This is a genomic window from Chryseobacterium sp. HMWF035, assembly GCF_003094695.1.
GTDB classification, from domain to species: Bacteria; Bacteroidota; Bacteroidia; order Flavobacteriales; family Weeksellaceae; genus Chryseobacterium; species Chryseobacterium gambrini.
Window position 1 is genome coordinate 15866 of record NZ_QEHP01000032.1, and the last position, 13193, is coordinate 29058.

Here is a 13193-nt window from a genome sequence, read left to right on the forward strand (position 1 = left end):
TATTATTCGTTTCTATTTTTTAATGTCAAGAAAATTTGTTTTGGGCTGAAATAATCCGCTTTAAAAATACCTATTTTTTCTTTTTTCAATGCAAGATACATTAAAAAGGTTACTAGGCACTCTATAATTACACAATTCCAGGCTGTTCCTATGTATCCCCAATATTTACTCATAAATATATTCAGTATAAGACCTGCAATACTCGCTATGAAAGTTGTTCTGAAGAACATTTTATCCAAACCTAAATTTAACATAAGCTGTATGCCGAAAATATTTGAAAGACCAACGATAAATGGTATAAAAGAGATAATTTTTAAAACATTAATAGAATTATCAAATTGATGCCCATAAATAAGCCTGACCAAAAATGGCGCAAATAAAAGAAGTGCAACAGATGCAAAAAAAGTAAGATAAAAAACTATTGGAACAATTTTTTTTATCAGAGTTATTCCATGATCTCTTGATATAGAGAATGCTTTTCCAATAAAAGGATAAAGTGCTGTAGAAATTGGAATCATAAGCATTGAATTAACTATATTAAGGAAATTCTGGCTTGTTGTATAGTAACCAACTTCTTTAATATCAGCAAAAAAACCTAAAACTACAGTATTGGTAGAAGTATATAGACTAATCACAATGGTGGAAAAGAAGATCATTCTTTCATCAAAAATAAGTTTGAATGATTTTCTGAAAGATACCAATCTATACTTAATTTGAAATTTTCTGATAGCGTACAGAAAAAGAAATACATTCGTCGATATCAAAAAAATTGTTGAGAGCAGAGGAATCCAATAATAATCTGAACTATGCTTAATCAAAATAAAAACTAATGCTGTATTTATAAGTCCCTTAACAAAATTAAGCTTAGCGAAAATTTCCAGTTCCTGTAATCCCTGAAAGATATATTGAGGAGAAATTACTGTAGATATACAGCCTATAAATAGTATTACCGCAACTGAAAGATCTTTCTGTATAGGGGTAAAAAAATAAAGGGAAATGGCAAATAAAATGCAGGATACTGCATATAAAATTATTCTTGATGTAAATACTTCAGAGACAATTTCGTTAATATATTCTTTATTATTAGAATTCTGTGATATCCTTCTGGTAGCAGTTAAATCAAAACCATAAGCAATAAGAAGCGTGAAATATCCAATAAATGCCATCGCATAGTTGATAATTCCATATCCGTCCGGACCAATTATCCTGGATACATATGGTACAGTGATCAATGGAAATATATAATTAACTATCTGAATAATTCCCAAAGAAGCTATATTTCTTACTAACTTTTTTTTTTCAAGCATCATTATCTTTTTTAGATATTCTAATTCAATCCCTACAGCTTTTATATAGTGATTCTTATCCGGATATTCAAAATATTTTTACAGTCGTGCATCTGCTATATCTCTATCTAAAAATGCTTTCACATCAAATAACACAGAATTATCAGCTTTTAATGTAGCGATATCGAGCGTTTTAAATTCGTTATGTGAAACTGCTAAAACAACAACCTCATATTTCTTATCTTTAATAATATTTTCAAGAGTTTCAATATTATATTCAGATTTCACTTCTTCTTTATCTGCCCAAGGATCATAAATATCTACATTAAGACCATATTGTTTAAGCTCGGAATAGATGTTTACAACTTTCGTATTTCTGATATCCGGACAATTTTCTTTGAATGTAATTCCTAAAATTAATGCATTTGCATTTTTAATCTGAATCCCTTTCCGGATCATCAGTTTTACAACTTTTCCGGCAATAAATTCAGGCATCATATCATTTACTCTTCTGCCGCTTAAAATTACCTGTGGATGATAGCCAAGCTGTCCTGCTTTATGAGCCAAATAATAAGGGTCTACGGAAATACAGTGTCCTCCTACTAAACCGGGACGATATTTTAAAAAATTAAATTTTGTACCGGCAGCTTCTAAAACATCATGGGTATCTATACCAATCCTGTCGAATATTAATGCTAACTCGTTTACAAAGGAAATATTGACATCCCGCTGAGCATTTTCAATTGCTTTTGAAGCTTCAGCGACCTTAATACTTGGCGCTTTATGGGTTCCTGCTTTAATTATTAGTTGATACAAATTATCTATATCTTCAGCAATTTCTGGCGTAGAACCTGAGGTAACTTTTTTAATTGTCACTAAAGTATTTATCTTATCTCCGGGAACAATTCTTTCAGGTGAGTAACCTACATAAAAATCATCATTTAGTTTTAATCCAGATTCTTTTTCCAGTACAGGAATGCATTCTTCTTCCGTACATCCGGGATATACAGTAGATTCATAAATCACGATATCATCTTTCTTAAGGATTCTTCCTAACATTTCACTTGCTTTTATCAACAAGGTAAGGTCGGGAGAATTAAATCGATCTATCGGTGTAGGAACGGTTACGATATACACATTTGCCTCTGAGATTTCATCAAGAGAATATGATGGAACATATCCTTTTTTAAAATTGGTTTCAGAAGCTGTTTGCAAAAGTTCTTTAATTTCTTGAGAATCGGCTTCTAACGTATGGTCTTCACCATTTTTCAGTTCTTCAATTCTAAGCTTATTAATATCAAATCCATAAACAGGTAAGTGTTTTGAAAATTCTAAAGCTAATGGAAGCCCGACATAACCCTGACCGATTACGGCAATTTTATAATTTTTATTTGTTTTCATCATTTTTAGTAAAAATACTTTTTACCTTATCAAAAAAGCTTCTGTCATCTGTTGCCGTATATCCGTATCCATATTTATTTCCATAAGCAAAGTACTCTTTGTTTACATCATTTAATATAAAAGCAACATTTTTTATTTTGTGTCCTTCTATCTGTTTGTTGGCAAAATCGATTAGAGATTTTTCAGTATGTCTTGATCTTGTTACATATAGTGTTACATCTGCCATATTTGCAATTAACAATGTATCTGTAACGAGCATTAACGGAGCCGTATCAATAATAATATAATCATAAGTTCCCTGAAGGTCTGCAAGAAGGTCTTCATATCTGCCATTAGACAATAGTTCTGTGGGGTTTGGAGGAATACTTCCCGAGAAGATTACATCCAAATAAGGATTAAAAGCACTCTGGTGCACAATATCTTCTACAGAAACCTGATCATCATATAAAAACTCGGTAAGTCCTGCCAAACCTTTTCTTGCTGTATTATATCTTTGTAACTGAGGATTTCTTATATCCGAACCGATGATAATGATCTTCTTTTTAGGAGTTGCCATCGTTAAAGCAAGATTTACCGATACGTGTGTTTTTCCTTCTCCCTTTACCGTAGAAGTTACAAATACAGTTCTTCCTTTTTTGATATTTTTAGGAAACATGAAGTTCATATTGGTAATTAAGATTCTGAAAGACTCTGCCATAGGAGACAGATCATTCATCTTAACCAATTCTTCCTGACCTCTTTCCATACTAGGAATTTCTCCAATGATTGGTTTTCTGTTCGTTAATTTTTCAAGATCATGTTTCGTTTTTACCTTATCATTGAATAACTGTTGAAGATAAATAATAGCAATTGGAATCAAAAAGCCTATTAAAAATCCGGAAAGTAAAATTACCATTCCTCTAGGCGCAACTTTCATTCCTACAAAAGCTTTATCAACAACTCTTGCTTTAGGGGCAGTAACTGCCATGGATATAGCAGTTTCTTCTCTTTTTTGTAATAAAAGAAGATATAGTGATTCTTTTATCTGCTGTTGCCTTTCAATGCTTCTGAAAAGTTTCTCCTGAACCGGAACTTTAGAAATTTTACCAGAAATACTATTTTGTTCGGATGACAAACCATTTTTAGCTAACTGAAGACCTGTCTTATTTTTCTGTAAACTCTGAATAACAGAAGTTCTAATATTATTGATCTGCTTTGTAATATCAACAACAAGCGGGTTTTCTGGTGTAGCACTTTGGAGAAGTTTGTTTCTTTCTAAAACTAACTGATTATACGAAGAAATATTTGTCGTTGCACTAGGATTGTTTAATCCTAAATTACTTGGTAACGTCTGATAAGAATTTTGGTTACCCACGTATCCCAACAAAGCATCGGTCAGTTCAAGCTGTGCATTAATTTCCAACTCTTTACTTTTAGCTTCCGCATTTGTCTGCAGCCCTAATTTCACTTCAGTTTCTAAATCAGATATCTGATTACTTTGCTTGAATCTTTCTTTCTGATTTTCTACATCACCTAGATCCTTCCCGATTTGCTCTATCCTTTCAGCAATAAATTTAGCGGTATTTCTAAACTCTGTATTTTTATCCTCAATTGCATCCTGATTATACACCTGAACCAATTTATTGATAATTGTTTTGGCTTTATCCACCTCTGCATAATTCATAGCAAGTTTAATAACTGTTGCATCTTTATTTACCAATGCCACATTTAAAGCAGCCTGATAAGCATCAGTTCTGTCATCAATCGTAGAAATATCTAATATAACATCATTTAATTTTTTATCAGATTTATAATTCTCATTTTTTAAAATCATTATATTAGCATAAGGCAAACTAATAACTTTGTTGAAGGTGGTATTAATTGCAGGTATGCCTTCCGAAGAAAGTTTTAACTGATTTCCATTTATCTTTAAATTTACTACTCTTGAAATTTTACTTTTTACATCTTTTTCCTGTACAATTCTAACTCTTACAGGAGATGTCTCTCCATAAATTTCATGTTTTAAATCTCCATTATAAATATTTGTTTCAAGACCTAAAGTCTTTACCACTTCACGTACAAGTTTTTTAGACTTGAAAATTTCCATTTCATTTTCAACTCCATTACTCCCTATTTTACCGATACCAGAAATATCTCTTAAGGCAGCAAAATCCTGTGTTCCAACATTATTTGATTTAGAATCTTTAATAAGTACTGTAGAGGCAACTTCAAAAATAGGAACTTGTCTTTTGAGATATAGATATGCAAGAGTTACCGATACTATAACACTACCAATAAGCCACATCCAACGTTTCAAATAAGGCTGAATTATATCTCTTACATTCAGTTCAGTTTCAATTTCTGTTGAGTGAATATTTTGTTGTTCCATCATTTTTATTTCTTAAATAGACCTACCACAACTGCGATAGCTGTTACACCGATAGAAATTGCAGATAAAATGAGAGGTGTATTTGGATTTTGTTTGGAGATTACATCTTTTGTGTTGTTAGCAGATACAATGATAGCATCCCCTTGCTTGAGATTATAGTAAGGAGAATTAATAAGATTGGCATCCTGCACATTTACTCTTCCATGAGTAATTTGTCCATTTTCTGTTCTTATTATCAGAATATCATCTCTTCTTCCATAGGTAGTGAGATCTCCAGCCATTGCTAAGGCATTTAGAATAGTTGCCTGTCCGTTAGTCACAATATAATCGCCCTGTCTGTTTACTTCTCCTAAGATTGAAATTTTAAAGTTAGTAAGTCTTACAGAAATTGTAGGATCAATAACAAATTCTTTCATTCTGTTTCTTAGTTCATCCTTTAACTGAACTAAAGTTTTATTCGTAGTACTGAGCTTTCCTAAAATTGGAAAATCTATTTCTCCATTTGAATCAACAATATAAGTGGGTCCCGTAACATTTGCTGATCCTTGTCCCGGTGTATTTCCACCGGCAAATGTATTATTCTGAACAAATTCTGAGGATGAGAAATTTTGATTAAATGGTTTAACAACATCTAAATCTTTAGCCGTAATAAGAATAACAAGCTGATCTCCCGGTTGAATTGTATTTTGAGAATTTTTAGCAGAAGCTTCTATTGCAACATTTTCTATATTCTGCATATAATTCAGATCGTTGTGTGCGTTGGGATTGGTTTTGCACGAAACTAATGTAACTGCCAGTAATACAGCCAGTATTTTACCTTTCATCATATTTTAAAATTGTACAAATATACATTTATTATTTTTCTATTTATCCAGTATTTCGTAAATAGAATTGTTACTTCTAAATTCCGGAACAATGGTTTTCAAAATTCTTACAACCTCTACTTTATCTCTTTTGACAGCAGCTCTTGTAACGAGATTTATCATGGATTCAATTTCTGAAAATGCCATGCTCGGATCTTTTGAAATCATAATCTTTTCATTGTGTGTAGGCAAGGTTTTTGCATCATCACTCAAAAGTTCTTCATATAATTTTTCTCCGGGTCTTAAACCTGTATAAATAATTTTAATATCTATATTAGGCTCAAATCCGGATAATTTTATCATTCTTCTTGCAAGATCCAAAATTTTCACAGGCTCTCCCATGTCAAAAACGAAAATTTCACCGCCATGTCCCATTGTTCCGGCCTGAAGAACAAGCTCACAAGCCTCAGGAATCGTCATAAAATATCTTACAATGTCAGGATGCGTAATCGTAACAGGACCGCCTGCTTCAATTTGCTTTTTAAAATAAGGGATTACCGATCCGTTAGATCCTAAAACATTTCCGAACCTTGTTGTAATAAATTTGGTTTTGTTTCCTTCCACATTCTGCAAAGACTGAACAAATAATTCCGCAGCTCTTTTAGAAGCACCCATCACATTCGTAGGATTTACAGCTTTATCTGTTGATACCATTACGAACCTGTTCACGTTATACTTACTGGAAAGTGTTGCAATGATCCTTGAACCTAATACATTCACTATAATTCCTTCGTGTGGATTTTCCTCAACCAAAGGCACATGTTTATACGCCGCAGCATGGTAAACCATAGAAAAATTATAGGTTTGAAACAATGGTTCTATTCTATGCTTATTGGAAACATCAGCCAATACAAATTTAAAAGTGATATGAGGAAATTTCTCTCTCATTTCAAGCTCAATATCATACAGAGGTGTTTCAGCCTGATCTAATACAACGATAAGAGAAGGATTAAATTGTGCAACCTGTCTAACAATTTCACTACCGATAGAACCTGCACCGCCGGTTACTAAAATTGTCTTGTTAAAATGTCTGCTTCTTACATCTTCACTTTCAATTTTAATAGGTTTTCTGTTTAATAAATCTTCAATCTGAAGATTTCTGATAGAACCGCCAAGATCACTGTCTCTAAGTTTCTGAACAGAAGGAGCTTTAAAGATGTTAAAATCTTTTTCCAGAAATAAATTTACCCAGGAATTCATTTCATCTTTAGACATCATTTCTTTTATAATGATCACTCCGTCTACTAAAAGCTCTTCTTTCGAATGTTTTTCAATTTTTTCTTTTGAAAGAATTGGTTTTCCTAATAACGATGCTCTTTTAGAATCTGTTCTCTGGGTTAAAAAGCCCACGACATGATAAGGAAGACTCGGATTATCCAGAATAGCTCTCGCGATGGCAATAGACTGCTCATCGATTCCTAAAACAAGAATTCTCTTTTTAAGTGTACTTCTTCTATATTCTCTTACGATATGAAAAAATTCTTTCACATATAATCTGAAAAGAAACAATCCCATAAACGAGATGATGAAATACAATATCAGATAGGGCGTTAAAATAAATTTTCCGCCGGTGAACCAGAAATAAAAGATATTGATTGTAGCTACCGTAACCATTGTACAGAAGCATGAAGTCAAAAGTTTAAATAGATCCGTGAAAGTAGAATGCCTTATAATTCCTGCATATGTTTTAAAAACATACATAAATAAAGCATTTATAACAATGATCGATAAAAATACAAGACTTTTATCATCATAGATAAATTCACGCTGGGTAATTTTTTCTATAATATAGGTAGATAAAAATAACGATACTACCAGAATAATAATATCAATTATTAATATTATCCATCTGGGCAAATATCTTACATCAGAGAGACTGACAACATTATCTCCTCCAAAAATTTTCTTTCTAAGAGAATCGTACATTGTCTATACTTGTGTTCATATAATTTAAAATTAAAGTTGGGTAAAAAAGCAACCCCATTTATCTTCGCGTAAAATTACAATAAAATTTCATCGATTTTTGAATTAATAACAAATTTAATTTCTATAATTATATAATGTTCTGGTAATTCTTTCTTTACACTTTTCTGTTATGTTACTTCCAGAAGGAAGGCAAAGACCTCTATCAAAAAAAGCGCCAGAAATATTATTTCCAAAAAAAATATAATCTTTGTATAACGACTGTAAATGCATTGGCTTCCACAAGTATCTGGTTTCTATGTTATTCTCAGAAAACATATTCCGTAAATTTTCTTTATTCCAGTGTAAACCATCAATTAAAATCACATTTAACCAATAATTTGAATAAAACTTTTCAGAAGGCTCAGAAAATAGATTCAGATCATCAAAACGATTAAATAATTCTTGATAGAAAATATGATTTTTTCTTCTTGACTGTATCCTCTCTTCAAGAACCTCCATCTGTCCTCTCCCTATTCCTGCATGTATATTGCTGATCCGATAATTATAGCCTACTTCAGAATGACTGTAAAAATCCTCATTTTCCTTTGCCTGTGTTGCAAGATAAAGAGCTCTGTCTTTAGCAGATTTATTCTTTGAAATAATAATGCCTCCTCCAGAAGTCGTAATAATTTTATTTCCATTGAAACTTATAATAGATAGGTCACCAAAAGTTCCACATGCCTGATTGTTATATTTACTCCCTAAAGCTTCTGCACTATCTTCGATGAGGGGAATATCATATTTTTTTGAAATTTCCAGAACTTCATCCACCATAAAGGGCATTCCATAAAGACTTACTGCAATAATTGCCTTGGGCTTTTTTCCTTTCTGCAGACAATATTTTACAGCATCTTCCAATGCATTAGGGCAAATATTCAATGTGGAAGGTTCACTATCTACAAGAACGGGGATCGCTTTTAAATACAAAACAGGATTTACCGATGCCACAAAAGTAAAGGACTGGCAGATTACAAAATCTCCCTGTTCTACATTTAACAGTCGTAAAGCTAAATGGATTGCAGCGGTTCCGGATGAGAGAGCGGTTACAAAAGAATTTTCACCCAAATATTCTTCGAGATTCTTCTCAAAAACATCGATATTATTTCCAAACTGAGAAATCCAGTTGGTATCGAATGCTTCATTTATATACTTCAGCTCCGTTCCTCCCATATGCGGTGGTGAAAGCCAGATTCGTTCTTCTTTCAAAATAAAACAATTTTATCATTTATGCATTTCCAAAATTATCAATTATTTTCTCATATTCAAAGCCTCTGCTTATTAAATATTTGATTGTTTTTGCTTTTCTTTGATATTCCTTCAATCCACTCTGTTTATCGTAATAATCCTGATAAATTTTACGGATCGTTTTTTCATAATCATCCTCATGAATTTCATCAAAACATATACTGATTAATTTATCGGAAATCTGTTTTTGTTTCAGATGAATTTTAATCTTCGTCTTTCCCCAATGTTTGATGTAAAACTTACCTCTGATGTAGCTTCGCGTAAACCGTTCTTCATTCAGATAGTTTTCTTTCATCAGATAAAGCATAATTTCTTCCTTCGCTTCATCAATTAAAAGAAATTCTCTCATTTTCTGCTCAACTTCTGCATGACAGCGATCCTGATACACACAATAGTTTACCAGTTTCAGTTTAATCTCATCAAAAGTGAAAGACTTCTTCTCCATATATTTTTTACACAAAAAAGAATGAGCAAAAGCCCATTCTTTATTATTTATTTCTTTGAAAATTAATAGTTGAATAAAGCTTTACCTTCCATTAATTCATTTACTTTTTTTCTTACCGAAGAAATTACTTCTTCATTTTTGATGTTATCTACCACATCCGAAATCAATCCCGCAATGGTATCCATATCATTTTCTTTCAATCCTCTTGTAGTGATCGCTGCAGTACCCAATCTGATTCCTGAAGTGGTGAATGGTGATTTATCATCAAAAGGAACCATATTTTTGTTACAAGTAATGTCTGCAAGAACCAAAGCTTTCTCTGTTTCCTTACCATTTACATTTTTATTTCTAAGATCTACCAACATTAAGTGGTTGTCTGTTCCACCGCTTACAATATCAAATCCTCTGTCGATCATTGCTTTTGCCAAAGCCTGTGCATTAGCCTGAACCTGCTTTGCGTATGTTAAGAACTGATCGTCCAAAGCTTCTCCGAAAGCAACTGCTTTACCCGCAATAACGTGTTCCAGCGGACCTCCCTGAATTCCCGGGAAAACAGCTCCGTCCAGAACCTGACTCATCATCTTAGTTTCTCCTTTTGGCGTTTTATGACCATACGTATTTTCAAAATCTTTCCCCATCATGATCATTCCTCCTCTTGGTCCTCTCAACGTTTTGTGAGTGGTCGTGGTTACTACATGACAGTGTTCAAAAGGATTATTTAAAAGACCTTTTGCCACTAAACCGGCAGGATGAGCAATATCTGCCCAAAGTGTAGCTCCGATCTCGTCTGCAACTTCTCTGAATTTTGCATAATCCAGATCTCTTGAATATGCAGAGAAACCGGCAATAAGCATTTTAGGTTTTTCTCTTAAAGCCACTTCTCTCATCTGATCGTAATCAATAAGACCAGTTTCTTTCTGAACTCCGTAAGAAACCACATCATACTGAATTCCTGAGAAATTAACCGAAGAACCATGCGTAAGGTGACCTCCCATGGAAAGATCCATCCCCATTATTTTATCTCCGGGTTTTAAAACTGCCAAGTAAACTGCCGCATTCGCCTGAGATCCGGAATGGGGCTGAACATTTGCATACTCTACACCGAAAAGCTCTTTAGCTCTATTGATCGCAAGAGTTTCAACCTCGTCTACGACTTCACAACCTCCGTAATATCTTTTTCCGGGATATCCTTCAGCATATTTATTAGTCAATACGCTCCCCATAGCTTTCATTACATTATCAGAAACAAAGTTTTCCGATGCAATCATCTCAATGCCATGAGTTTGTCTTTGTCTTTCTTTTTCAATCAGGTCGAAAATAATGTCCATTTTACTTTTAGTTTTAGAAATTTTTCATGCCAAAAGTACGAAATTTTCACCGAGATTTCAGCATCCGGAATAATGATTTTAAAACTGATTTTCAACTACAGATTACTCTATTTTTGTTTTAAATATAAACTTGCCTTCACCAGAAGAATAAGAACCGGAACTTCTACCAAAGGACCGATAACTCCTACAAAAGCCTGTGCAGAATGAATTCCGAAAACAGCAATACTTACTGCGATAGCCAGTTCGAAATTATTTCCAGTAGCTGTAAAAGCAATTGCAACATTCTTATCATAAGGAACTTTCATCATTTTATTCATCAGAAAACTGATAAAAAACATAATAATAAAGTAAAAAATCAGCGGAACCGCCACTTTCACCACATCCATCGGAAGCTCCAGAATCTGATCCCCTTTAAGACTGAACATCAGCACAATCGTAAATAATAAAGCATACAAAGTAATCGGAGAAATTGCTGGAATAAATTTCCTGTTGTACCAGTCTTTTCCTTTAAATGTTATAAGAAGATAGCGAGATAAAAATCCGGCCAGAAACGGAATTCCAAGATAGATCAGTACACTTTCCGTGACCTCTCGCATCGGCACGGAAATACTGAAATTTCCAAGACCTAATCTCTGAGGAAGCACATTAATGAAAAGCCATGCAAAAAAACTGTAGGAAAAAATCTGAAAAACACTGTTCAATGCTACCAAAAGAGCAGCATATTCGCGATTTCCTCTTGCGAGATCGTTCCAGACAATTACCATGGCGATGCATCTTGCCAAACCAATCAGGATAAGACCGATCATGTAATCCGGTTCATTTTTAAGAAAAATTACTGCCAGAACAAACATTAAAACAGGTCCCACAATCCAGTTTAAAAACAGAGAAACTGAGATTACTTTTTTATCTTTAAAAGCCTGTGGAAGGAGACTGTAATCTACTTTTGCCAAAGGAGGATACATCATGAGAATTAATCCGACAGCCAAAGGAATATTTGTGGTTCCCGAAGAAACAGATTGCGTAACCCGGGAAATTTCAGGAAAAAAGTAACCCAAAGAAACGCCGACAATCATTGCCAGAAAGATCCAGAGCGTTAAATATCTGTCTAAAAACTTTAATTTAGGATTCATCTACAACCTATTTGAGAAAATACATAAAACATTTCTGAAGCAATCTCCAGACTTCTTTTTTCATAAACCTCAGTTTGTTGGGGAGTGTTATCCGAAACTTTAGGATCTTCGAAAGTAAGCGGAACTCTTTTTTCGGCTCCGGGAATAAACGGGCAGCCTTCATCGGCAGAAGAACAAGTCATAACAGCGGCAAAACTACGTTCAGGATTAAACGGATCATCATATTTTTTGGAAAAACCAATCAAAGGCAATGTATTTTCATCAAATTTTATGGCATATACAGGATTTTTAGTTTCACTTAATTTCCAGACCTCAAAACCTGCATCAGATAAAGTTTCCGCAATTTTCGGAAACAGTTCGGTAGCTTCCGTTCCTCCCGAATAACATTGTACATTCGGGATTTCATAATAATGTGCTGCAACCTGTGCCCAAATCTGTGACAAATGGCTTCTGCGCGAATTGTGTGTACAGATAAAATTGAGGCGCACCTCTTTATTCTCTCCCGTTTTTTGCTGAATATAGTCAGTGAGACTTTTTAAAACCACTTTTCGCTCTTCGCTGATTTTTTGCTGAAGAACTTTTTCTAGGTAAACAGATAATTTCGGATTCATACAGTTACTTTAAATTAACAGCATCCCGAGTTCGGAGCGCATTGAGATGTTTTATGACCAAGCTCTTTCAGACTTAATTTTTCCTTTTCCTGCGGAATTCCACATGAATCCTGCGCAAGACAGGCAGTCTTTTTATTTTTAAGGATAAAATGTTTACCATTAAATTCAAGGTCATACTTACCAATCGTTGTATCCTGATATTCCACTTCAATCTCTGAATTTCTAATTCCCAGTTTCTCTTCCGAAAGCTGAATAATATGAAGAAGTTTCCCCGGCTTCAGACGATGCTCATCATCTTCTGCATTCCAAAGCTGAAAATTAACTTTTTCTTCTTTTCTGATGGTTCCACCACAATCGATAAAACTTTTGCTTACCATCCCTATTTCTGTTACATGAAAATGTTCCGGTACAAAAGTTCCGTTTTCCAACTGAAATTCAACATTATCCAACGTTGGAAGGATATTTTTGATCTGTTCAAGCGTCATATTTTTTATTTTTAATTGTTAAAAAAATTATAATTAATCACATATTATAATATCGCAATATTACGA

General features: G+C 33.5%; 11 protein-coding genes. All 11 read right to left on the reverse strand.

The window, feature by feature from the left end:
* Positions 1-2: 2 nt before the first annotated feature.
* The 11 genes from DD829_RS05735 to DD829_RS05785 all read right to left on the reverse strand — a co-directional run bounded on the left by DD829_RS05735 (position 3) and on the right by DD829_RS05785 (position 13127).
* Positions 3-1307 carry a flippase gene (locus DD829_RS05735; RefSeq protein WP_165814841.1) on the reverse strand — a complete coding sequence of 435 codons (1305 nt, stop codon included), beginning with the start codon at positions 1305-1307 and terminating at the stop codon, positions 3-5.
* 78 nt (positions 1308-1385) lie between these two features.
* A complete protein-coding gene (locus DD829_RS05740) occupies positions 1386-2690 on the reverse strand; it encodes a nucleotide sugar dehydrogenase (protein WP_410493807.1) in 1305 nt (434 codons plus the stop codon).
* Positions 2674-5058: a GumC family protein gene (locus DD829_RS05745; protein ID WP_076395644.1), complete on the reverse strand. Its 2385-nt coding sequence runs from the start codon at positions 5056-5058 to the stop codon at positions 2674-2676. The genes DD829_RS05740 and DD829_RS05745 overlap by 17 nt, the downstream gene beginning before the upstream one ends.
* Before the next feature lie 2 nt (positions 5059-5060).
* Positions 5061-5882, reverse strand: coding sequence for a polysaccharide biosynthesis/export family protein (locus DD829_RS05750; protein WP_228408134.1), 822 nt, complete (start codon positions 5880-5882; stop codon positions 5061-5063).
* 36 nt (positions 5883-5918) lie between these two features.
* Positions 5919-7844 carry a polysaccharide biosynthesis protein gene (locus tag DD829_RS05755; protein WP_076395648.1) on the reverse strand — a complete coding sequence of 642 codons (1926 nt, stop codon included), beginning with the start codon at positions 7842-7844 and terminating at the stop codon, positions 5919-5921.
* A gap of 114 nt (positions 7845-7958) precedes the next feature.
* Positions 7959-9089: a DegT/DnrJ/EryC1/StrS family aminotransferase gene (locus DD829_RS05760; protein ID WP_228408135.1), complete on the reverse strand. Its 1131-nt coding sequence runs from the start codon at positions 9087-9089 to the stop codon at positions 7959-7961.
* 19 nt (positions 9090-9108) lie between these two features.
* Entirely contained in the window at positions 9109-9573 is a 465-nt protein-coding gene (locus DD829_RS05765) for a regulatory protein RecX (RefSeq protein WP_185140305.1), read from the reverse strand.
* A gap of 62 nt (positions 9574-9635) precedes the next feature.
* On the reverse strand, positions 9636-10901 hold the full coding sequence (gene glyA, locus DD829_RS05770) for a serine hydroxymethyltransferase (RefSeq protein ID WP_087709358.1): 1266 nt from the start codon (positions 10899-10901) through the stop codon (positions 9636-9638).
* Positions 10902-11008: 107 nt separating this feature from the next.
* Positions 11009-12031, reverse strand: coding sequence for an ACR3 family arsenite efflux transporter (gene arsB / locus DD829_RS05775; RefSeq protein WP_116547607.1), 1023 nt, complete (start codon positions 12029-12031; stop codon positions 11009-11011).
* Positions 12028-12642, reverse strand: a complete 615-nt coding sequence (locus DD829_RS05780; RefSeq protein WP_108410320.1) for a low molecular weight phosphatase family protein — start codon at positions 12640-12642, stop codon at positions 12028-12030. The genes arsB and DD829_RS05780 overlap by 4 nt, the downstream gene beginning before the upstream one ends.
* Positions 12643-12656: 14 nt before the next feature.
* Positions 12657-13127: a DUF6428 family protein gene (locus DD829_RS05785; protein WP_108410319.1), complete on the reverse strand. Its 471-nt coding sequence runs from the start codon at positions 13125-13127 to the stop codon at positions 12657-12659.
* Positions 13128-13193 lie beyond the last annotated feature (66 nt).